Annotated in this window: 16 protein-coding genes and 1 pseudogene; 16 read left to right on the top strand and 1 reads right to left on the bottom strand. The window is 72.6% G+C overall.

What is annotated here, in order from left to right; all coding sequences use genetic code 11:
* Position 1: 1 nt before the first annotated feature.
* Positions 2–127, bottom strand: a pseudogene (locus AB0N31_RS29345) (Fe-S-binding domain-containing protein); the annotation flags it as partial.
* A 163-nt stretch (positions 128–290) separates the two neighbouring features.
* On the opposite strand from AB0N31_RS29345, the gene AB0N31_RS29340 reads away from it, so the two are divergent.
* The 16 genes from AB0N31_RS29340 (at position 291) to AB0N31_RS29265 (ending at position 21,975) form a co-directional block, all read left to right on the top strand.
* A complete protein-coding gene (locus AB0N31_RS29340; RefSeq protein WP_366061464.1) occupies positions 291–1,238 on the top strand; it encodes a beta-ketoacyl-ACP synthase III in 948 nt (315 codons plus the stop codon).
* 384 nt (positions 1,239–1,622) lie between these two features.
* A complete protein-coding gene (locus tag AB0N31_RS29335; protein WP_366061463.1) occupies positions 1,623–2,804 on the top strand; it encodes an ROK family transcriptional regulator in 1,182 nt (393 codons plus the stop codon).
* Positions 2,805–3,048: 244 nt separating this feature from the next.
* Positions 3,049–4,575: a sugar ABC transporter ATP-binding protein gene (locus AB0N31_RS29330; protein ID WP_366061462.1), complete on the top strand. Its 1,527-nt coding sequence runs from the start codon at positions 3,049–3,051 to the stop codon at positions 4,573–4,575.
* A complete protein-coding gene (locus AB0N31_RS29325) occupies positions 4,572–5,588 on the top strand; it encodes an ABC transporter permease (protein WP_366061461.1) in 1,017 nt (338 codons plus the stop codon). The genes AB0N31_RS29330 and AB0N31_RS29325 overlap by 4 nt, the downstream gene beginning before the upstream one ends.
* 17 nt (positions 5,589–5,605) lie before the next feature.
* Positions 5,606–6,667 (top strand): substrate-binding domain-containing protein, encoded by a 1,062-nt coding sequence (locus AB0N31_RS29320; protein WP_366061460.1) that lies wholly within the window; start codon positions 5,606–5,608, stop codon positions 6,665–6,667.
* A gap of 333 nt (positions 6,668–7,000) precedes the next feature.
* Positions 7,001–8,239 carry a Gfo/Idh/MocA family oxidoreductase gene (locus AB0N31_RS29315; RefSeq protein ID WP_366061459.1) on the top strand — a complete coding sequence of 413 codons (1,239 nt, stop codon included), beginning with the start codon at positions 7,001–7,003 and terminating at the stop codon, positions 8,237–8,239.
* 13 nt (positions 8,240–8,252) lie between these two features.
* Positions 8,253–9,251: a sugar phosphate isomerase/epimerase family protein gene (locus AB0N31_RS29310; RefSeq protein ID WP_366061458.1), complete on the top strand. Its 999-nt coding sequence runs from the start codon at positions 8,253–8,255 to the stop codon at positions 9,249–9,251.
* A 268-nt stretch (positions 9,252–9,519) separates the two neighbouring features.
* Positions 9,520–13,245: a ThuA domain-containing protein gene (locus AB0N31_RS29305; RefSeq protein WP_366061457.1), complete on the top strand. Its 3,726-nt coding sequence runs from the start codon at positions 9,520–9,522 to the stop codon at positions 13,243–13,245.
* A gap of 131 nt (positions 13,246–13,376) precedes the next feature.
* Positions 13,377–14,540, top strand: a complete 1,164-nt coding sequence (locus tag AB0N31_RS29300) for an inositol-3-phosphate synthase (RefSeq protein ID WP_366061456.1) — start codon at positions 13,377–13,379, stop codon at positions 14,538–14,540.
* Entirely contained in the window at positions 14,537–15,676 is a 1,140-nt protein-coding gene (locus tag AB0N31_RS29295; RefSeq protein ID WP_366061455.1) for an SCO3242 family prenyltransferase, read from the top strand. The genes AB0N31_RS29300 and AB0N31_RS29295 overlap by 4 nt, the downstream gene beginning before the upstream one ends.
* Before the next feature lie 101 nt (positions 15,677–15,777).
* Positions 15,778–16,695, top strand: coding sequence for a sugar phosphate isomerase/epimerase family protein (locus AB0N31_RS29290; RefSeq protein WP_366061492.1), 918 nt, complete (start codon positions 15,778–15,780; stop codon positions 16,693–16,695).
* Positions 16,692–17,423 (top strand): EboA domain-containing protein, encoded by a 732-nt coding sequence (locus tag AB0N31_RS29285; protein ID WP_366061454.1) that lies wholly within the window; start codon positions 16,692–16,694, stop codon positions 17,421–17,423. The genes AB0N31_RS29290 and AB0N31_RS29285 overlap by 4 nt, the downstream gene beginning before the upstream one ends.
* The gene (locus AB0N31_RS29280) at positions 17,423–18,313 is read left to right on the top strand and encodes a TatD family hydrolase (protein ID WP_366061453.1); all 891 of its coding nucleotides are present in this window, start codon (positions 17,423–17,425) and stop codon (positions 18,311–18,313) included. Before AB0N31_RS29285 ends, AB0N31_RS29280 begins: the two co-directional genes overlap by 1 nt.
* A 3-nt stretch (positions 18,314–18,316) precedes the next feature.
* Positions 18,317–19,486 (top strand): metabolite traffic protein EboE, encoded by a 1,170-nt coding sequence (gene eboE, locus AB0N31_RS29275; protein ID WP_366061452.1) that lies wholly within the window; start codon positions 18,317–18,319, stop codon positions 19,484–19,486.
* Positions 19,483–20,862: a nucleotide pyrophosphatase/phosphodiesterase family protein gene (locus tag AB0N31_RS29270; RefSeq protein WP_366061451.1), complete on the top strand. Its 1,380-nt coding sequence runs from the start codon at positions 19,483–19,485 to the stop codon at positions 20,860–20,862. Before eboE ends, AB0N31_RS29270 begins: the two co-directional genes overlap by 4 nt.
* 60 nt (positions 20,863–20,922) lie before the next feature.
* Positions 20,923–21,975, top strand: a complete 1,053-nt coding sequence (locus tag AB0N31_RS29265) for a sugar phosphate isomerase/epimerase (RefSeq protein ID WP_366061450.1) — start codon at positions 20,923–20,925, stop codon at positions 21,973–21,975.
* Positions 21,976–22,098 lie beyond the last annotated feature (123 nt).

Genomic DNA, 22,098 nt, shown 5'->3' with positions numbered 1-22,098 from the left:
GTCAGCCCCGGTTCTGTACGTGCTGGTGGCCGAAACGGCCCTTGATGCGGAAGTCGCCGTGGGTCACCGTGCCGTCGTGCCGCGAGGTGACCTTCATGATCCCATTGTCCTGCACGTGCGGTGTGTCGGGTTGCGGCCCGCACCGCGGCACGTGCGCACCGCCGGCAGGGGATAGCGGGAAGCCGACAAGCCCGGTGCGGGTTTCCTGTCGCTTCACGTGCCCGCGTACCCGTGAGTCACTGATCAGACTGGTGGATCCCGCTACCCAAGGCAACGAGGGGGACCCCCCAATGAACGGCTCGCGCATCACCGCCGTCGGTCACTACCAGCCCGCCAAGGTACTCACCAACGAGGACCTGGCGGAACTGGTCGACACCAATGACGAGTGGATCAGGAGCCGGGTGGGCATCCGCACGCGCCACATCGCCGGCCCCGACGAGCCGGTGGACGAGCTGGCCGGGCACGCCGCCGCCAAGGCGCTCGCGGCGGCCGGTCTCACCCCCGCGGACATCGACCTGGTCATGGTCGCCACCTCCACCGCCGTGGACCGCTCACCCAACATGGCCGCCCGGGTCGCCGCCCGGCTCGGCGTCCCCGGGCCGGCCGCGCTGGACGTCAACGTGGTCTGTGCCGGGTTCACCCACGCGCTCGCCACCGCCGACCACACGATCCGCGCGGGCGCCGCGACCCGCGCGCTCGTCATCGGCGCCGACAAGATGTCCGAGGTGACCGACTGGACCGACCGCACCACCTGCGTCCTCGTCGGCGACGGAGCGGGCGCCGCCGTGGTCGAGGCCTGCCCCGTCGGGACCGAGCCCGGGATCGGGCCCGTGCTGTGGGGGTCGGTGCCCGAGATGGGGCACGCCGTGCGCATCGAGGGGCAGCCGGCCCGGTTCGCGCAGGAGGGGCAGAGCGTCTACCGGTGGGCCACCACCCGGCTGCCGCCGCTCGCCCGGCAGGCCTGCGAGCGGGCCGGCCTCGCCCCGGAGGACCTGGCCGCCGTCGTGCTGCACCAGGCGAACCTGCGCATCATCGAGCCCCTCGCGGCGAAGATCGGCGCCGTCAACGCCGTGGTCGCGCGCGATGTCACCGAATCGGGCAACACCTCGGCGGCGAGCATCCCGCTCGCCTTCTCCAAGCTGGTGGAGCGGGGCGAGATCTCCAGCGGGGATCCGGTCCTGCTGTTCGGTTTCGGCGGCAACCTGTCGTACGCGGGGCAGGTCGTACGCTGCCCGTGACGGGCGGTGTCGCGGATCAGGGCGGCAACGTGCAGCGTGACGCGGTCGACCCCGCCCGGCCCTGCCCACAGTGATCTGCGACGCCCGCCAGGGGGCGTAGCCGGGCGCCGTGCCCGCGCCCCGACGGCACCCGGGCCGGCCCCGTGCGCGCGCCCGGACCGACACCAGGGCCCGGACCGGCCCCGCTGTCACCACCCCTGCCTCCGCGCACCCGTGCCCTGCGTGCCCTCGACACGTCGCAGGGCACTTCTTTGTCCAGTGAGTGGAGAAAGTTGACGGCAATCCGTGCACGACTTCTTCCCACTCCCGGCGACCGCTGCTACGTTCCCCTCGAAAGCAGGACACCAGGCGGCCGATCGAGGCGGGGAGGGGTTCGTGAGACGCATGACGGCACGACCCGCGAACGCGCATCAGGCCCGGCTGCTGCGACTGCTGCGCGACGGGGGTCCCAACTCCCGCGCACAGCTCGGCGATCAGGTCGACCTCTCGCGGTCCAAGCTGGCCGTGGAGGTGGACCGGCTGCTGGAGACGGGGCTGGTCGTGGCCGACGGGCTCGCCGCCTCGCGCGGCGGCCGCCGTTCGCACAACGTCCGGCTCAATCCCCAACTCCGTTTCCTCGGCGTGGACATCGGCGCGACCTCGGTCGACGTCGCCGTCACCAACGCCGAACTGGAGACGCTCGGACACCTCAACCAGCCCCTCGACGTACGTGAGGGACCGGTCGCGGTCTTCGAGCAAGTGCTCGCCATGGCGGCGAAGTTGAAGGCGACGGGACTCGCCGAGGGCTTCGACGGCGCCGGCATCGGCGTCCCCGGTCCGGTCCGCTTCCCCGAAGGCGTGCCGGTCGCCCCGCCGATCATGCCGGGCTGGGACGGCTTCCCCGTGCGGGAGGCGCTCAGCCAGGAACTCGGCTGCCCGGTCATGGTCGACAACGACGTGAACCTCATGGCGATGGGGGAGCAGCACGCGGGCGTCGCCCGCACCGTCGCCGACTTCCTGTGCGTCAAGATCGGCACCGGCATCGGCTGCGGCATCGTCGTCGGCGGCCAGGTCTACCGCGGCACCACCGGCAGCGCGGGCGACATCGGGCACATCCAGGCGGTGCCCGACGGCCGGCCCTGCGCCTGCGGCAACCGCGGGTGCCTGGAGGCCTACTTCAGCGGCGCGGCCCTGGCCCGTGACGCCGTGGAAGCGGCCCAGCAGGGCCTGTCGGCGGAACTCGCGGCACGGCTGGAGACGAACGGCGGCCTCACCGCCGTCGACGTCGCCGCCGCGGCAGCCGCGGGCGACGCCACCGCCCTCGACCTGATCCGCGAGGGCGGCAACCGGGTCGGTCAGGTCATCGCCGGACTCGTCTCGTTCTTCAACCCCGGCCTGGTCGTGATCGGCGGCGGGGTGACCGGCCTCGGCCACACCCTGCTGGCCGCCATCCGTACCCAGGTCTACCGCCAGTCGCTGCCCCTGGCGACCGGCAATCTGCCCATCGTCCTGGGCGAGTTGGGCCCCACCGCCGGAGTGATCGGCGCGGCCCGCCTCATCAGCGACCACCTGTTCTCACCCGCGTAGCCACTCCGTTCGTACCGGCGACCTGTTCTCGCCCGCGCAGCCCTTTCGTTCGTACCGGCCGTCCGTCCCAGTCCTCCGACGAACCCGCCAGCCCGCTTCGTACGGCACCACCGGCACCACCGGCACAGCGCCCCGCTCCGCCCTGCCCCGCCTCGCTCTCCCCTGCCCCGCGCCACCTCAAGAGCGCCCGATTCCTGGCGTTCTGCCCTGACTCCGGCCCGCACGCCCGCCGAGGGGAATCCACATGGCACCAGAACCACCGCTGCTCAGCATGTCCGGCATCACCAAGTCGTTCCCCGGCGTCCGGGCCCTGGACGGCGTCGACCTCGACGTCCAGGCCGGTGAAGTGCACTGCCTGCTCGGCCAGAACGGGGCCGGCAAGTCCACCCTCATCAAGGTGCTGGCCGGTGCCCACCAGCCCGACGGCGGCATCATCCGCTGGCGCGGCGAACCGGTCACCCTGCGCTCGCCGATCGCCGCCATGCGCCTCGGCATCGCCACCATCTACCAGGAACTCGACCTGGTGGAGCATCTGTCGGTGGCGGAGAACGTCCACCTCGGCCACGAACCCACCGCCGCGGGATTCGTCGTCCGCACCAGGACGGCCCGTCGGGCGACTGAGGCCCTGCTGCGGCGGCTCGGGCACGCGGAGATCGATCCGGCCGCTCCGGTCGGGGAGTTGTCCGCGGCCCAGCAGCAGGTCGTCTCCATGGCGCGGGCCCTCTCCCACGACGTCCGGCTGATCGTGATGGACGAACCGTCCGCCGCCCTCGATCCGGACGAGGTCGACAACCTCTTCCGCATCGTCGGTGACCTGACCGCGGACGGCGTGGCCGTCGTCCACATCTCCCACCGCCTGGAGGAGATCCGCCGTATCGGCGACCGGGTCACGGTGCTCAAGGACGGCCGGGCGGTGGCCGGCGGGCTGCCCGCGAAGTCGACACCCACCCGCGAGGTCGTCGCGCTGATGACGGGCCGCAACGTCGAGTACGTCTTCCCCGAGCGGTCCGCGGCCGGCGTGCCGGCGACGAGTGGGAAGCCCCTGCTGGAGGTGCGCGGGCTGGCCAGGGAGGGCGAGTTCGAGCCGCTCGACCTCGACCTGAGGCCGGGGGAGATCGTCGGACTCGCCGGGCTGGTCGGCTCCGGCCGCTCCGAGATCCTGGAGACGGTCTACGGTGCCCGCCGGCCCACGGCCGGTCACGTCGTGGTGGACGGAAAGCCGTTGCGGCCGGGCAGCGTGCGGGCCGCCGTGCGCGCCGGCCTGGGCCTCGCCCCCGAGGAACGCAAGGCCCAGGCCCTGCTGATGCTGGAGTCCGTCACCCGCAACGTCTCCGTCTCCTCCCTCTCCCGCTTCTCGCGCGGCGGCTGGATCGACCGCGGCGCCGAACGGGGCGCGGCCCGCGCGGCGACCCGTGAACTGTCGCTGCGCCCCGACAACCCGTCCGCACCGGTACGGACCCTGTCCGGCGGCAACCAGCAGAAGGCCGTCCTGGCCCGCTGGCTGCTGCGCGGCTGCCGCGTCCTGCTGCTCGACGAACCCACCCGCGGGGTCGACGTCGGCGCCCGCGCCGAGCTGTACGCGGTCGTCCGCCGACTGGCCGACGAAGGCCTCGCCGTGCTGCTCGTCTCCAGCGAGGTGCCGGAGGTCCTCGGCCTCGCCGACCGGGTCCTGGTGCTCCGGGAGGGGCGCGTGGTCCACACCGCGCCCGCCCGCGAACTGGACGAACACCGCGTACTCGATCTCGTCATGGAAGGAAGTCCGGCGTCATGACGCAGCCCGTCTCCCCGCCGCGCGACAGCACCGACAAGACGCCCCAGGTCCGCCCCCCGGCCTGGCGGGGCCTGATGGCCCGCGCCGACGTCCGCACCCTGTCGCTGCTCGGCGTCCTCGCCGCACTCGTCGTGATCGGCGGCATCACCAGACCCGACGAGTTCCTCGACATCCGCAACCTCCAACTCGTCCTGACCCAGGCCTCGGTGATCGGCGTCGTCACGGTCGGCATGACCTTCGTCATCACCTCCGGCGGCATCGACCTCTCCGTCGGCGCCATCGTCGCCCTCGCCTCCGTCTGGGCCACCACGCTCGCCACCCAGGAGTACGGCTTCGGAGGCGTCCTCTTCACCTCCGTCCTCGTCGGCCTCGGCTGCGGTCTCGTCAACGGCCTCCTCATCGCCTACGGCGGAATGGTCCCGTTCATCGCCACCCTCGCGATGCTGGCCTCCGCCCGCGGACTCGCGCTGCAGATCACCGACGGCAAGACGCAGATCGTCACCTCCGACGGCATCCTCGACCTCGGCGAGCGCGACGCGTACGTCCTCGGCGTGCCGCCCCTCGTCATGGTCTTCGCCGTCGTGACGATCATCGGCTGGCTCGTGCTGAACCGCACCACCTTCGGCCGGCGCACGGTCGCGGTCGGCGGCAACGCGGAGGCCACCCGCCTGGCCGGCATCGACGTGCGCCGCCAGCGGCTCTACCTCTACCTGCTGTCCGGACTGTGCTGCGGTATCGCCGCCTTCCTGCTGATCATCCTGTCCGGCTCGGGTCAGAACACCAACGGCAACCTCTACGAACTCGACGCCATCGCCGCCGCGATCATCGGCGGCACCCTGCTCAGCGGGGGCCGCGGCACCATTGTCGGCTCCGTGCTCGGCGTCCTGATCTTCACCACGATCACCAACATCTTCGCCCTCAACAACCTGCAGAGCGACGTCCAGCAGATCGCCAAGGGCGCGATCATCGTCGCCGCCGTGCTGGTCCAGCGCCGTACCGCGAGCACGACCTGAGGAAAGGGTTCACCGCCATGCCAGAGCCGATGAGATTTCCGAGCCGCCTCACCAGTCGCCGAGGTCTGCTCCTCGGGACCGCCGCCGTCTCGGCCGGTGCCCTCCTGACCGGTTGCACGAGCAACGACCCCGAGGACGAGGAACCCGCCGCCGACACCCGGCCGGCCGCGGACGACAAGCCCGGCAAGCAGGTCACCATCGGCTTCGCCGGACCGCAGGCCGACCACGGCTGGCTCAACGCCATCAACGACAACGCCAAGAGCCGGGCCGGGAAGTACTCCGACGTCACCCTGGAGATCACCGAGGGCTCCAACGACACCGCCCAGCAGATCGGCCAGATCGAGACCCTCATCAACAAGAAGGTCGACGTCCTGGTCGTCCTGCCCGCCGACGGCAAGGCCCTGACCCAGGTCGGCCTGAAGGCGATGCGCGCGGGCATCCCCGTCGTCAACCTCGACCGGATCTTCAACACCCCGCAGGCGTACCGGTGCTGGATCGGCGGCGACAACTACGGCATGGGCCTGAACGCCGGCCACTACATCGGCGAGAAACTCAAGGGCAAGGCCGACGCCCGGGTCGTCGAACTGGCCGGTCTGGACAATCTGGAACTCACCAAGCAGCGCACCCAGGGCTTCGACGACGCCCTGAAGAACTACCCCAACATCAAGAAGGTGGCCCGCCAGGCAGCCGACTTCACGGTCGAGTCGGGGCAGGCGAAGATGGCCCAACTCCTCCAGGCGCAGTCGAAGTTCGACGCGCTGTGGAACCACGACGACGACCAGGGCGTGGGTGCGCTGCGCGCCGTCGAGCAGGCCGGCCGCGACGACTTCATGATGGTCGGCGGGGCGGGCGCCCTCTCCGCCTTCCAGGCGATCAAGCAGGACAACGGCGTCCTCAAGGCCACCGTCCTGTACCCGCCCACCATGGCCGCCTCCGCCATCGACCTCGCCCGCGCCCTCGGCCAGGGCAAGGGGGTCGCAGGCCTCGCCGAGTACGAGATCCCCGCGTCGATCACCCTCTACTCGGCGGTGGTCGACAAGGAGAACGTCGACCAGTACATGTCCACCGGCTTCCGGTGAGACACGGGCTCCGCCCGGGGGAGCGGGGCGGTCACAGGCGGTTCGCGGCGAGGCGTGTCCGGGGCGTGCGCGTGCGCATGCGCGTGCTCGTGCGAGGCGGCCACCGGGCGTGCGTGTTCCGCGGAGGCGTACCGCCGGCGGCGCGTGTCCCCGTGCGGGGCGCGCCACCACGGCGCCTGCCCCCGGTGGCGCCCGCCCGTGCGGCACGTGCCGCTGTGGGCCGTACCGGGGCCGGGCCCGACGGGTCGGGCGCACACCGGCCGACGGCCGCCCCGAGTCACCCGCCCGGCAGGCCCACCCCCACCGCGCCACGACGACGAGGAGGACACCTGCATGGAACAGCCGCAGCAGTCAGCGGGACCGGAGGAGGCCGGCACGGAGTCCGGCAAACCCCCGCTCCGCGTCGGCATGGTCGGCTACGCCTTCATGGGCGCCGCCCACTCCCAGGGCTGGCGCACCGCGGGCCGCGTCTTCGACCTGCCCCTGCGCCCGGTGCTCACCGCACTCTGCGGCCGTGACCCCGCGGCCGTCCGCGCGGCGGCCGACCGGCACGGGTGGGCGACGACCGAGACCGACTGGCGGGCGCTGATCGCCCGCGACGACGTGGACCTCGTCGACATCTGCACCCCCGGCGACAGTCACGCCGAGATCGCGCTCGCCGCGCTGGCCGCCGGCAAGCACGTCCTGTGCGAGAAGCCCCTCGCCAACACGGTCGAGGAGGCCGAAGCCATGGCACGCGCCGCCGAGACCGCGTTCGCGGCACGGGGCCGGCTGTCGATGGTCGGCTTCAACTACCGTCGCGTCCCCGCCACCGCGCTGGCCCGGCGCATGGTCGCCGAGGGACGGCTCGGCCGCCTGCGGCACGTCCGGGTGTCGTACCTCCAGGACTGGCTCAACGACCCGCAGTTCCCGCTCACGTGGCGACTGCGCCGGGAACGGGCGGGATCCGGCTCCCTCGGCGACCTCGGTGCGCACATCGTCGACCTCGCACAGCACCTCGTGGGGGAGAGGCTGGCCGGGGTCTCCGCGCTCACCGAGACGTTCGTACGGCGGCGGCCGCTGCCCGGCGGACCGACCGAGGGCCTGACCGCCGGGGCCGGTACCGAGACCGGTACCGCCACCGGGACGGTCACCGTCGACGACGCCGCCGTGTTCACCGGCCGCTTCGCCTCCGGTGCCCTCGCCTCCTTCGAGGCGACCCGCTACGCCACCGGCCGCAAGAACGCCCTGCGTCTCGAACTCAACGGTGAACTGGGATCGTTGGCCTTCGACCTGGAGCGGCTCAACGAGCTGTGGTTCCACGACGCCACCGAGCCCGGCAGCCACGCCGGCTTCCGCCGCATCCTCGTCACCGAGCCCGACCACCCCTACCTGGACGGCTGGTGGCCGCCGGGCCACGGCCTCGGCTACGAGCACACCTTCGTCCACCAGGCCCGCGACCTCGTCCACGCGATCGCCGAGGGCAGCAGGCCGCAGCCCTCCTTCGCCGACGGCCTCCAGGTCCAGCGCGTCCTCGCGGCGGTCGAGGAGAGCGCCGAGAAGAACTCCGTCTACACCCCGATCGCCGACTGAGGAGGCTCGCAGCATGCCGCGCAGGTTCACACTCTTCACCGGCCAGTGGGCGGACCTCCCCCTGGAGGAGGTCTGCCGGCTGGCCCGCGACTTCGGCTACGACGGCCTCGAACTCGCCTGCTGGGGAGACCACTTCGAGGTCGACAAGGCCCTCGCCGACCCGGCGTACCTGGACTCCCGGCGGGCCCTGCTCGACAAGTACGGCCTGCGCTGCTGGGCCGTCTCCAACCACCTGGTGGGCCAGGCCGTCTGCGACGCCATCATCGACGAACGCCACCGGGCCATCCTGCCCGCCCGGATCTGGGGGGACGGCGAACCGGAGGGCGTCCGGCGGCGGGCCGCCGCCGAGATCGCCGACACCGCCCGCGCGGCGGCCGCGTTCGGCGTCGACACCGTCGTCGGCTTCACCGGCTCCGCCATCTGGCACCTGGTGGCCATGTTCCCGCCCGCCCCCGACACCATGATCGAGCGCGGTTACGAGGACTTCGCCGAGCGCTGGAACCCCATCCTCGACGTCTTCGACGCGGAGGGCGTGCGGTTCGCGCACGAGGTCCACCCGAGCGAGATCGCCTACGACTACTGGACGACCGTACGCACGCTGGACGCGGTCGGCCGCCGGCCGGCCTTCGGCCTCAACTTCGACCCCAGTCACTTCGTGTGGCAGGACCTCGACCCGGTCGGCTTCCTGTGGGACTTCCGCGACCGCATCTACCACGTGGACTGCAAGGAGGCCCGCAGACGCCTCGACGGCCGCAACGGCCGCCTCGGCTCCCACCTGCCCTGGGGCGACCCGCGCCGCGGCTGGGACTTCGTCTCCGCCGGCCACGGCGACGTCCCCTGGGAGGACGTCTTCCGGATGCTGCGCTCGATCGACTACCGCGGCCCGGTCTCCGTGGAGTGGGAGGACGCCGGCATGGACCGGCTCCAGGGCGCCCCCGAGGCGCTGAAGCACCTCAAGGCCTACGACTTCGAGCCGCCCAGCGCGTCCTTCGACGCCGCGTTCAACAGCTGAGCCGCGCCCGACGGCAGGTCGGGGACGGGGACCGGCACACCCGCCGGCCCCTGGACCCGACCTGCCCGAATCCCGCTTTGTCCTGAGTCGATGAAAAGGTCGACCGGTCCCGGTCGAAGGGGTGTTCGCCCCGGAAGGACGCGGTTACCGTCCTTGAAGTGTTCAGGACACCCACGCCTCCGGGGTGACGGCGCACCCCGGCGCCCGCACGCACCACATGTCTTCGCACCTGTTCCACACGGCCCCACCCCGTTCCCGGAGGGACTTCGTGCACAGAAGCAGACTCACATCCACCGACGCCACGAGGCGTCGACCCCGACTTCGCACCGGTCTCGCCCTGTTCACCGGCCTGCTGCTGGCCGTGGGCACCCCGGCGACCGTGGCCGGCGCCCACCCCGGACACCCGGAGCACGACGAACCGGCAGCCGCCGAGGGGCAGTTCCAGCAGGTTCCACTCGCCAAGGGCGAGCCCGAGACGGGCGAACCGATGTCGCTCGCCGTGCTCCCGGACCGCAGCGTCCTGCACACCTCGCGCGACGGCACGCTGCGCCTCACCGACCAGGGCGGCGTCACCAAGGTCGCCGGCAAGCTCGACGTCTACAGCCACGACGAGGAGGGCCTGCAGGGCGTCGGCGTCGACCCGGACTTCGAGAACAACCGGGCGGTCTACCTCTACTACGCCCCGCCGCTCGACACCCCCGCGGGCGACGCCCCGGAGACCGGCACCGCCGAGGACTTCGAGAAGTTCGACGGCGTCAACCGCCTCTCCCGGTTCGTCCTCAATCCCAACGGCACACTGGACCCGGCCAGCGAGAAGAAGGTCCTGGACGTCGCGGCCTCCCGCGGCACCTGCTGCCACGTCGGCGGCGACATCGCCTTCGACGCCGAGGGCAACCTCTACCTGTCCACCGGCGACGACACCAACCCCTTCTCCTCCGACGGCTTCACGCCGATCGACGAGCGGGCGAACCGCAACCCGGCCTTCGACGCCCGCCGCAGCTCCGGCAACACCGACGACCTGCGCGGCAAGATCCTCCGCATCAAGGTCGCCGAGGACGGCTCCTACACCGTTCCGGAGGGCAACCTCTTCGCCCCCGGCACCGAGAAGACCCGCCCCGAGATCTACGCGATGGGCTTCCGCAATCCGTTCCGGATGAACATCGACAAGAAGACCGGCACCATCTACGTGGGTGACTACGGCCCCGACGCCGGCGCCGCCGACCCGAACCGGGGCCCGGCGGGACAGGTCGAGTTCGCCAAGGTCACCGAGCCCGCCAACTTCGGCTGGCCGTTCTGCACCGGGAACAACGACGCCTACGTCGACTACGACTTCGCCACCGAGGAGTCCGGCGAGAAGTTCGACTGCGCCGCGCCGAAGAACACCTCGCGGCACAACACCGGCCTCGTCGACCTGCCGCCCGCGCAGCCCGCCTGGATCCCCTACGACGGCGGTTCCGTACCCGAGTTCGGCAGCGGCTCCGAGTCCCCGATGGGCGGCCCGGTCTACCGCTACGACCCCGACCTCGACTCCTCGGTGAAGTTCCCCGAGGCGTACGACGGCGACTTCTTCGCCGGCGAGTTCGGCCGCCGCTGGATCAAGCGGATCGAGCAGACCGAGGACGGACCCGGCGGCACGGTCGCGAAGATCAACGACTTCCCGTGGACCGGCACCCAGATCATGGACATGGAGTTCGGCCCCGACGGCGCGCTCTACGTCCTGGACTACGGTCTGTCCTGGTTCCAGGGCGACAAGGACTCCGCGCTGTACCGGATCGAGAACGCCGAGGACGGCTTCTCCCCGATCGTCGAGGTCGGCGCGGACAAGACGTCCGGCGCGGCCGGGCTGCGGGTCGGGTTCACCGGCAGCGCCAAGGACGCCGACTCCCCGGACCTCACCTACAGCTGGGACTTCGGCGACGGCACCACGGGCGAGGGTCTCACCCCCACCCACCGCTACAAGAAGGTCGGCACCTACACCGCGACCTTCACCGCGAAGGACCCCGAGGGCAACACCGGCAACGCCGGCGTCCGGATCGTGGTCGGCAACACCGGACCCACGGTGAAGATCACCGTGCCGGGCAACGGCAGCCTGGCCGCCTTCGGTGAGCCCGTGCCGTTCAAGGTGACCGTCACCGACCCCGAGGAGCGGATCGACTGCTCCAGGGTCAAGGTCGCCTACAGCCTCGGCCACGACTCCCACGCCCACGAGCTGACCAGCGAGACGGGCTGTGAGGGCACCCTCGAGCCGCCCGCCGGGGACGGCGGCCACGACCCCAACGCCGACATCTACGGTGTCGTCGGCGCCAGTTACACCGACGACGGGGCGAACGGCCAGGAGGCGCTGACCGGCACCGCCCGCACCGTGCTCCAGCCGCTGCACCGCCAGGCCGAGCACTTCGGCGCCCAGCAGGGCGTGTCGGTGATCGACAAGACCGGCGCCAACGGCGGCAGGACCGTCGGCGACATCGACGACGGCGACTGGCTCTCCTTCAGCCCCTACCGGTTCGAGGGCCAGAAGAAGATGACCGTACGGGCCTCCTCCGGCGGCGCGGGCGGCTTCATCGAGCTGCGCACCGGCTCGCCCACCGGCCCGCTGCACGGCTCGGCGTACATCCCGCCGACCGGCGGCTGGGAGACGTTCCAGGACGTCGACGTGCCGCTGCGGTCGCTGCCGAAGAAGACCACGGAGATCTACCTGGTCTTCCGGGGCGGCGAGGGCGCGCTGTACGACGTGGACGACTTCGAGTTCTCCACCGAGCCGTTCACGGCCGGCAAGAGGGTCCTGGTCTTCTCGAAGACGGCGGGCTTCCGGCACGACTCCATCCCGGAGGGCGTCGCCGCGCTGAAGGAGCTGGGCGCCCCGGCCGGCATCTCGGTCACGGCGACCGAGGAGGCCCGGCAGTTCACCACCGCCAACCTCGCCAAGTACGACGCGGTGGCCTTCCTGTCCACCACCGGTGACGTCCTCGACGCCGACCAGCAGAAAGCGTTCGAGGACTACGTCAGGAACGGCGGCGGCTACCTGGGCATCCACGCCGCCGCCGACACCGAGTACGACTGGGAGTTCTACGGCGGCCTCGTCGGCGCCTACTTCGACTCGCACCCGGCCGTCCAGAAGGCCACCGTGCGCGTCCACGACCACGACCACCCGTCCACCGCGCACCTGGGCGACACCTGGGAGCGCACCGACGAGTGGTACAACTACCGCACCAACCCGCGCGAGCAGGCCAAGGTCCTCGCCACCCTCGACGAGACCACCTACCAGGGCGGCACCATGAAGGGCGACCACCCGATCGCCTGGTGCCAGAGCTACGGCGGCGGCCGGTCCTTCTACACCGGTGGCGGCCACACCAAGGAGTCCTACGCCGACGAGGCGTTCCGCAACCACCTGCTCGGCGGCATGCAGTACGCCACCGGCCAGGTCAAGGCGGACTGCAAGCCGGACAAGGGCTATCGGGAGATCTTCAACGGCGAGACCCTGGACGGCTGGAAGCAGGCCGGTCCCGGCAGCTTCACCGTCAAGGACGGCACCCTGGAGTCCGAGGGCGGCATGGGACTGCTCTGGTACCAGGCCAAGGAGCTGAAGTCGTACTCGCTCAAACTCGACTGGAAGATGCGGGGCGACGACAACTCCGGGATCTTCGTGGGCTTCCCGGCCTCCGACGACCCCTGGTCCGCGGTGAACAAGGGCTACGAGATCCAGATCGACGCCACGGACGCAGCCGACCGCACCACGGGCTCCGTCTACTCGTTCAAGTCGGCGAACATCAAGGCCCGTGACCAGGTCCTGCGCCCGCCCGGCCAGTGGAACTCCTACGAGATCAAGGTCCAGGGCGAACGCCTCCAGGTGTTCCTCAACGGAGTCAAGATCAACGACTTCACCAACAAGGACCCCGAGCGGAGCCTGACCGACGGCTACATCGGCCTGCAGAACCACGGCGCCGGTGACCAGGTCTCCTTCCGCGACATCCAGCTGAAGGAACTGCCCTCCTAGGGCGACCGGAACGGCGGCGGGCGGAGGACGCCGGACCTCCGCCCGCCGTCCCGCCGGGCCCCGAGCCCGGCACCCCGCTCGTCCCCCTTCCGGCGTTCGCACCAGGTTCGCGTACGACAAGGAGGCTGCCCGTGTCCGCCGAACCGTCCCTCCCCACCCCCTCCCCGGCCCCCCGCTTCGGCGTCTGGCTCATCGGCGCACGGGGATCCGTCGCCACGACCGCGATCGCGGGCTGCGCCGCCGTCGCCGCCGGGCTCCACCCGCCGACCGGCATGGTCACCGAGACCCCCGGCTTCACCTCCTGCGGTCTGCCGTCGCTGTCGTCCCTCGTCTTCGGCGGTCACGACACCGTCGACTGCCTGCTGCCCAAGCGCGCCGAGCACCTCGCCGACGGTGGCGTCCTGCCGCACGGCCTGCCGTCCGCCGTACACGCCGAACTCGTCGCCGCCGACCGGGAGATCAGGCCCGGCGGCCCGCCGCCCGGCGACACCGGCCGCACCCAGGACCAGTGGATCGACGTATTCGCTGCCGACATCGGCGACTTCGTGCGCCGCCGGGACCTCGCGGGCGCCGTCGTGATCAACGTCGCCTCCACCGAGCCGGCCCCCACCGACGGCGCCCTGCCGCCCAGCTCCCTCTACGCGGCGGCCGCCCTGCGCGCCGGCTGCCCCTACGTCAACTTCACCCCGTCCACGGGCCTGCACCACCCGGCACTGGCTCCGCTCGCCGCCTCCTCGGGCCTGCCGTACGCGGGCCGCGACGGCAAGACCGGGCAGACCCTGCTGCGCTCCGTGCTCGGTCCGATGTTCCTGCAGCGTGCCCTTGCCGTGCGCGCATGGTCCGGCACGAACCTCCTGGGCGGCGGCGACGGCGCCGCCCTCGCCGACCCCGCTGCCGCCGCCGCCAAGAACGCCGGCAAGGAACGCGTCCTCGCCGACACCCTCGGAGCCACCCCCGAGGGCGAGGTCCACATCGACGACGTGCCCGCGCTCGGCGACTGGAAGACGGCCTGGGACCACATCGCCTTCGACGGCTTCCTCGGCGCACGGATGGTCCTCCAGACCACCTGGCAGGGCTGCGACTCGGCCCTCGCCGCCCCCCTCGTCCTCGACCTGGCCCGGCTGACGGCTCGCGCCCGGCAGAAGGGCCTGACCGGCCCGCTGGCCGAACTGGGCTTCTACTTCAAGGACCCGGTCGGCGACGGCCCGTCGTCCCTGGCCGAGCAGTACACGGAGCTGAGGCGCTTCGCCGAGCGGCTGCGGGACGGCGCCGACGACCGCGGGACACACCGATGAGCCGCGCGACCACCACGGTGAAGGCCACGTCCACGTCCACGCCGACGACCGGCCCGGCCCGCGCGGGCACGTGGACCGGACGCCTGGGCCTGCCCGTGCTGCTCACCGTCGCCGGGTCCGCCCTGGTGGGCGCGGGGCGCGGGACCGTCCCCGGGGACGACGTCGCGTCCCACGCCCGGCCTCCGCACTCGGGCCGCACGGGCGCCTGGGCCGAACTGCTCCGGCTGCCCGCCCTCTTCACCGTCCCCGGCGACGCCCTGGCCGGCGCGGCGGCGGCCGGTGCGCGCCCCGGGCCGCGGACCCTGCTCGCGATCGGCTCCTCCGTGTGCCTGTACGAGGCCGGCATGGCCCTGAACGACTGGGCCGACCGCGCCGAGGACGCCGTGGAGCGCCCGCACCGCCCGCTGCCGTCCGGCCGTATCCGTCCGGCCGCCGCCCTCACCGCCGCCGGTGCCCTCACCGGCGCCGGGCTGGCGCTCGCCGCCGGCGCGGGACGGCCCGCCCTCGCGGTGGCCGCGTCCCTGGCGACGACCGTCTGGGCCTACGACCTCGCCCTGAAGCACACGCCCGCCGGTCCCGCGGCCATGGCCGCCGCCCGCGGACTCGACCTGCTCCTGGGCGCCGCGGCCACCGGCGGCGGCACCCGCGCCGCACTGCCCTCCGCCGCGCTGCTCGGCAGCCACACCCTCGCGGTCACGGCCGTGTCCCGCCGGGAGACCACCGGCGGCTCGGCCCTGGCCCCGCTGGCGGCCCTCGTGACGACGGGGGCGCTGACCCGTCTGGTCACCCACCGCCGCACCCGACTCCCGGCAGGCCGGCGGGCAGCAGCCGCCCCCGGCCTGCCGGGCTCCGGCCCGGCCGAGGGCACGCCCCGGGCCGCCGGCGCTCTCGCCACCGCCCTGGGCGCGGTCTACGCCGCCACGGCCGCCCGGCCCTACGTCCACGCCACGCTCAACCCCTCACCCCCGCTCACCCAGCGCGCCGTCGGCGGCGGCATCCGCGCCACGATCCCGCTCCAGGCCGCCCTCGCCGCCCGTTCCGGCGCGACCGCCACGTCCCTCCTGGTCGCGGCCCTGACCCCGGCCGGCCGGATGTTCGCGAGGAGGGCCGACATGAGGAAGGTGAGCATCACGTGAGCCGGAACCCGAACCAGGACGTCACCAGGAACGCCCGTCTCCCGGCCTCGGAGACGAGCCGGGACACGGGCGGCGGCCCGGCCCGGGACGTGCGCCGTGACATGAACGGGTGCGCACGCACCCCCCTCCGCTTCGGCTACGGCACCAACGGCCTCGCCGACCTCCGCCTCGACGACGCCCTCGCCCTCCTCGCCGACCTCGGCTACGACGGCGTGGGCCTGACCCTCGACCACATGCACCTCGACCCACTCGCCCCGGACCTCGCCGCCCGCACCCGCCGGGCGGCGCACCGGCTGGACGAGCTCGGGCTCGGCGTGACCGTGGAGACCGGCGCCCGCTACGTGCTCGACCCCCGCCTCAAGCACGGCCCTTCGCTACTGGCTCCCGACCCGGACGACCGCACCCGCCGCGTCGACCTCCTCCTGCGGGCGGTCCGCGTCGCCGCCGACCTCGGCGCGCACGCCGTGCACTGCTTCAGCGGCACCGTCCCCGACGGCACCGACGAGGACACCGCCTGGAAACGCCTCGCCGAGAGCCTCACCCCCGTCCTGGACGCCGCCACCACCGCCGGCGTCCCCCTCGCCGTCGAACCCGAACCCGGCCACCTCCTCGCCACCCTCGCCGACTTCCACCGCCTGCGCCGCACGCTCGGCGACCCCGAGCCCCTCGGCCTCACCCTGGACATCGGCCACTGCCAGTGCCTGGAACCCCTCCCGCCCGCCGACTGCGTACGCGAGGCCGCCCCCTGGCTGCGCCACGTCCAGATCGAGGACATGCGCCGAGGCGTCCACGAGCACCTCCCCTTCGGCGACGGCGAGATCGACTTCCCGCCCGTCCTTGCGGCCCTCGCCGCCACCGGCTACCAGGGCCTGACGGTCGTCGAACTGCCCCGCCACTCCCACGCGGGTCCCCACTTCGCCGCCCACTCCCTTCCGTTCCTCCGCCACGCCGCTCCTCCCGTCCTCGTCCCATCGCACGGCGACCCCTCCGCCACCCCCGAAGGGAGCAGGACCCCATGACCCGCCCCCACGCCACCCCGGAGGCAGACACCACAGGCGCACCGACGACCTCCGGTGACGGCACCACCCCCGCCCTCACCCCGCCCGCCGAACTGCGCCGCCGCCTCGACGACCGGCTGGGCGGAGCCGCCCGCGCCTGGCTCGACCAGGCCCTGGACGAGGCCGCCGCCCACCCCGGCACCCACGGGCCCGTCTCCGTGTGGGAGCTGCGCCTGGCCGAGGCCGGCCGCCGCTGCGGCCCCGCCCACGCCGACGCAGCCCGCGTCCTCATCCTGCACGCGGCCCACGCCGACGCCGACGCGCTGAGCCGGGTCTACTTCCAGGGCACCGCCGACGAACGCCGTGCCGTCCTGCACGCCCTGCCGCACCTCGTGCCCGACGGTCCCGCCGCCCTCCCGCTCGTCGAGGACGCCCTGCGCACCAACGACACCCGGCTGGTCGCCACCGCCCTCGGCCCCTACGCCGCCCGGCACCTCGACGCCCACGCCTGGCGGCACGCGGTCCTGAAGTGCCTGTTCACCGGCGTCGGCCTCGACCACGTGGCGGACCTGGACCGGCGCGCCCGGGGCGACGGCGAACTCGCCCGCATGCTCGGCGACTACGCCGCGGAACGCACCGCCGCCGGCCGCCCCGTCCCCGAGGACCTGCACCGCGTCCTCGCCCTGACCGGGTCCGCCCTCGCCACTCCGCCGCACGGCACGGACGACCCCCACGGCAAGGAGTCCTGATGCGCATCTTCGACCCCCACATCCACATGACGTCGCGCACCACCGACGACTACGAGGCCATGTACGCCGCGGGCGTCCGCGCCGTCGTCGAGCCCTCCTTCTGGCTCGGCCAGCCCCGCACCTCCCCGGCCTCCTTCCTCGACCACTTCGACGCCCTCCTCGGCTGGGAACCCTTCCGCGCCGCCCAGTACGGCATCGCCCACCACTGCACCCTCGCCCTCAACCCGAAGGAGGCGAACGACCCGCGCTGCACGCCCGTCCTCGACGCGCTGCCCCGGTATCTCGTCAAGGACAACGTGGTGGCCGTCGGCGAGATCGGCTACGACTCCATGACCCCCGCCGAGGACACCGCCCTAGCCGCCCAGCTCCAGCTCGCCGCCGACCACGGCCTGCCCGCCCTGGTGCACACCCCGCACCGCGACAAGCTCGCGGGACTGCGCCGCACCCTGGACGTCGTCAAGGAGTCCGCGCTTCCCGTCGACCGGGTCCTGGTCGACCACCTCAACGAGACCACCGTCAAGGAGGCCAAGGACAGCGGCGCGTGGCTCGGTTTCTCCGTCTACCCGGACACCAAGATGGACGAGGAACGGATGGTCGCGATCCTGCGCGCCCACGGCCCCGAGCAGGTCCTGGTGAACTCCGCCGCCGACTGGGGGAGGAGCGACCCCCTCAAGACCCGCAAGGTCGCCGACCTGATGCTCACCGAGGGCTTCACCGAGGACGACGTCGACCGGGTCCTGTGGCGCAACCCCGTCGCCTTCTACGGGCTCAGCGGCCGCCTGAACCTCGACGTCGACGCCACCGACGCCACCCACGAGGGCAACTCCATCCTGCGCGGCGCACCGAAGGACGAGCCACAGCCGGTCGGCGCCCCCGCCACGGAGGCGTGAGCCATGCGCTTCCGCCACCCCGACGGCTCCACCGTCCACCTTGCCTACTGCACCAACGTGCACCCCGCCGAAACCCTGGACGGTGTCCTCGCCCAGCTCCGCGACCACTGCGAGCCGGTCCGCCGCCGCCTCGGCCGGGACAGGCTCGGCATCGGCCTGTGGCTCGCCAAGGACGCCGCGCACGCCCTCGTCACCGACCCCGCCGCCCTGCGCGGACTGCGCTGCGAACTCGACCGGCGCGGCCTGGAGGTCGTCACCCTCAACGGCTTCCCCTATGAGGGCTTCGGCGCCGAGGAGGTCAAGTACCGCGTCTACAAACCCGACTGGAGCGACCCCGAGCGCCTGGAACACACCACCTCCCTGGCCCGCGTCCTCGCCGGACTCCTCCCCGACGACGTCACCGACGGCAGCATCTCCACCCTGCCACTGGCCTGGCGCACCACCCACGACGAGCAGCGGGCGGAGACGGCCCGCACCGCCCTGCGCACCCTCGCCGAACGCCTCGACGCCCTCGAGGAGCTGACCGGACGCTCCATCCGGGTCGCCCTGGAACCGGAACCCGGCTGCGTCGTCGAGACCACCCGCGACGCCATCGCCCCGCTCACCGCGATCGCCCACGACCGCGTCGGCATCTGCGTCGACACCTGCCACCTCGCCACCTCCTTCGAAGACCCGCACATCGCCCTGGACGACCTCACCCGGGCCGGCGTGCCCGTGGTCAAGTCCCAGCTCTCCGCCGCCCTGCACGCCGAACAGCCCCACCTCCCCGAGGTCCGCAAGGCCTTGGCCGCCTTCGCCGAACCCCGCTTCCTGCACCAGACCCGCACCTCCACCCCCGTCGGCCTGCGCGGCACCGACGACCTCGACGAGGCCCTGGCCGGCGACGCCCTGCCCGACGCCGCTCCCTGGCGTGCCCACTTCCACGTCCCGCTGCACGCGGCCCCCGCCGCGCCCCTCACCTCCACGCTGCCCGTCCTGAAATCGGTCCTGACCCGGCTCGTCGGCGGCCCGCACCCCCTCACCCGCCACCTCGAGGTCGAGACCTACACCTGGCAGGCCCTCCCGCCCGGGCTGCGCCCCCGCGGTCGCACCCAGCTCGCCGACGGCATCGCCGCCGAACTCGCCCTGGCCCGCGACCTGCTGACGGACCTCGGCCTGAAGGAGCTTCCATGACCGACCCCACCCCCCTCCTCGTCCTCGACGTCGTCGGTCTCACCCCCCGTCTCCTCGACCACATGCCCCACCTCAAGTCCCTGGCGCAGAGGGGCTCCCTGGCCCCCCTCGGCACCGTCCTGCCCGCCGTCACCTGCGCCGCCCAGTCCACCTTCCTCACCGGCACCCTCCCGTCGGAACACGGCATCGTCGGCAACGGCTGGTACTTCCGCGAACTCGGCGACGTCCTGCTGTGGCGCCAGCACAACGGTCTGGTCACCGGGGACAAGCTGTGGGACGCCGCCCGCCGGGCGTACCCCGGCTACACGGTCGCCAACATCTGCTGGTGGTACGCCATGGGCGCCGACACCGACATCACCGTCACCCCCCGTCCGGTCTACTACGCCGACGGCCGCAAGGAGCCCGACTGCTACACCCGGCCACCGGCCCTGCACGACGAACTCACCGAAGGACTCGGCACCTTCCCCCTCTTCCACTTCTGGGGTCCCGGCGCCGACCTCGTCTCCAGCCGCTGGATCATCGACGCCACCCGGCACATCCTGCGCACCCGCCGGCCCGACCTGGCCCTGTGCTACCTCCCTCACCTCGACTACGACCTCCAGCGCTTCGGCCCCGACGACCCGCGCTCCCTGCGGGCGGCCGCCGACCTCGACGCCGCCGTGGCCCCGCTGCTGGACGAGGCGCGCGCGGAGGGCCGTACCGTCGTCGCGCTGTCCGAGTACGGCATCACCCCGGTGAGCCGGCCCGTCGACATCAACCGCGCCCTGCGCCGCGCCGGACTGCTGGAGGTGCACACCCAGGACGGCATGGAGTACCTCGACCCGATGGCCTCCCGTGCCTTCGCGGTCGCGGACCACCAGATCGCCCACGTCTACGTGCGCCGTCCCGAGGACCTGGACGCCACCCGGGCCGTCCTCGCCGCTCTGCCCGGCATAGGCGAACTCCTCGACGACGAGGGCAAGAAGGCGCACCACCTCGACCATCCGCGCTCCGGCGAACTGGTCGCGGTCGCGGAGCCGGACGCCTGGTTCACGTACTACTACTGGCTCGACGACGCCCGCGCACCCGACTTCGCGCGGCTCGTCGAGATCCACCGCAAACCCGGCTACGACCCGGTCGAGCTGTTCATGGACCCGCTCGACCCCTATGTGAAGGTCAAGGCGGCCACCGCCCTGGCGCGCAAGAAGCTCGGCATGCGCTACCGCATGGCGGTCGTGCCCCTCGACCCCTCATCTATTCGAGGCAGCCACGGCCGTCCACCCGCGAGCGACGACGACGGTCCGCTCCTCATCTGCTCCACCCCCCGCGCTGTCGGTGACCGGGTCGCGGCCACCGATGTGAAGTCTCTGCTGCTGCGCCTGGCCGGTCTCTCCTGACCGGTCACAAGTGAAGCCCTCACCACTGACAACGGCCTTCGACCACGAGGAGTTCCAGGCATGAGCCGCATCTCCCAGCCCGACCCCGAACTCACCCACCGCCTCACCAGACGAGGCATGCTCGGCGTGGCCGCGGGCGCCACCGCCGCCGCCCTGCTGGGCGCCGCCGCCAGCCCCGCGGCCGCCACCTCCGCGGCCGCGCCGACGACCGGCGTGACGTCCGGCGGCCGCGGCCGGCCGGTCCTGCCTCCCGGCCGGCTCGGCATCCAGCTCTACAGCCTGCGGGACAAGGTCTCCACGCTCGGCTTCGCACCCGTCTTCGCCGAACTGGAGAAGTACGGCTACGACGAGGTGGAGTTCGCCGGATACACGCAGGGTTCCGCCGGCCCCATCACCCTGGCGCAGCTCAAGCGGCTGGCCCGCGACCACGGCCTGACGCCCATCGGCAGCCACGTCGGCTACTACTCCGACGACCCGAACGCCTACACCTTCGCCCAGAACCTCACCAGGGTCCTCGACGACGCCCAGGCCCTCGGCCTCAGGCACATCGGCACCGCCTCCGGCCCGTTCCGCTACGGCTCCACCGTCGACGCGTGGAAGCGCGCGGCCGAGGAGTTCAACACCTACGGCGCGGCGGCCAGGGCCCGCGGCATGAAGTTCTACCAGCACAACCACTCCGAGGAGTTCTCCTTCGCCACCGACGACCCCGAGGTCCGTCTCTACGACGTCCTGCTCGCCGAGACCGACCCCGACCTGGTGTTCCTCGAGATGGACATCTTCTGGGCGTACTCGGGCCAGTTCCGCTTCTCCGAGCGGCCCGACGGCACGCCCGCACCGTTCGAACCGCTCGACTACGTCCTCAGGCAGCCGCACCGCTACCCGCTCTTCCACGTCAAGGACGGGGTGAGCGACCCGGCGAACACCTACGGCTACCGCATGACCGACGTGGGCGACGGCGACATCGACTACCAGCGGTTCATCTCCGCCGTGACCCGGCTGCGGGGCGAGCGGTCGGCCCACCACTGGCAGGCGGAACACGACAACCCGGCCGATTCCCTCACCTTCGCCCGGCGTTCGAGTGAGCATCTGCACTCGCTGCGCGAGAAGTGCTGACGTTCCCGCACGCGTGGGGCGGCCCTCCCCGGCCCGGGCCGGGGCGCCCGCGGGACATCGGTTACCTGGTTCTGCAAGGCAACGTCCTGCACAATGGCGCCGCCCACACCTGAGCCGTGCTGT

It is taken from the genome of Streptomyces sp. NPDC051051 (assembly GCF_040682975.1).
Lineage (GTDB): Bacteria > Actinomycetota > Actinomycetes > Streptomycetales > Streptomycetaceae > Streptomyces.
The sequence above is the reverse complement of the archived record's forward strand: the minus strand, read 5'-3'. Positions and strand labels throughout refer to the sequence as shown.

Coding starts and splice junctions, on each gene's coding strand:
- AB0N31_RS29340 (WP_366061464.1), top strand. CDS start 291: ATGAACGGCTCGCGCATCACCGCCGTCGGTCACTACCAGCCCGCCAAG.
- AB0N31_RS29335 (WP_366061463.1), top strand. CDS start 1,623: ATGACGGCACGACCCGCGAACGCGCATCAGGCCCGGCTGCTGCGACTG.
- AB0N31_RS29330 (WP_366061462.1), top strand. CDS start 3,049: ATGGCACCAGAACCACCGCTGCTCAGCATGTCCGGCATCACCAAGTCG.
- AB0N31_RS29325 (WP_366061461.1), top strand. CDS start 4,572: ATGACGCAGCCCGTCTCCCCGCCGCGCGACAGCACCGACAAGACGCCC.
- AB0N31_RS29320 (WP_366061460.1), top strand. CDS start 5,606: ATGCCAGAGCCGATGAGATTTCCGAGCCGCCTCACCAGTCGCCGAGGT.
- AB0N31_RS29315 (WP_366061459.1), top strand. CDS start 7,001: ATGGAACAGCCGCAGCAGTCAGCGGGACCGGAGGAGGCCGGCACGGAG.
- AB0N31_RS29310 (WP_366061458.1), top strand. CDS start 8,253: ATGCCGCGCAGGTTCACACTCTTCACCGGCCAGTGGGCGGACCTCCCC.
- AB0N31_RS29295 (WP_366061455.1), top strand. CDS start 14,537: ATGAGCCGCGCGACCACCACGGTGAAGGCCACGTCCACGTCCACGCCG.
- AB0N31_RS29290 (WP_366061492.1), top strand. CDS start 15,778: ATGAACGGGTGCGCACGCACCCCCCTCCGCTTCGGCTACGGCACCAAC.
- AB0N31_RS29285 (WP_366061454.1), top strand. CDS start 16,692: ATGACCCGCCCCCACGCCACCCCGGAGGCAGACACCACAGGCGCACCG.
- AB0N31_RS29280 (WP_366061453.1), top strand. CDS start 17,423: ATGCGCATCTTCGACCCCCACATCCACATGACGTCGCGCACCACCGAC.
- eboE (WP_366061452.1), top strand. CDS start 18,317: ATGCGCTTCCGCCACCCCGACGGCTCCACCGTCCACCTTGCCTACTGC.
- AB0N31_RS29270 (WP_366061451.1), top strand. CDS start 19,483: ATGACCGACCCCACCCCCCTCCTCGTCCTCGACGTCGTCGGTCTCACC.
- AB0N31_RS29265 (WP_366061450.1), top strand. CDS start 20,923: ATGAGCCGCATCTCCCAGCCCGACCCCGAACTCACCCACCGCCTCACC.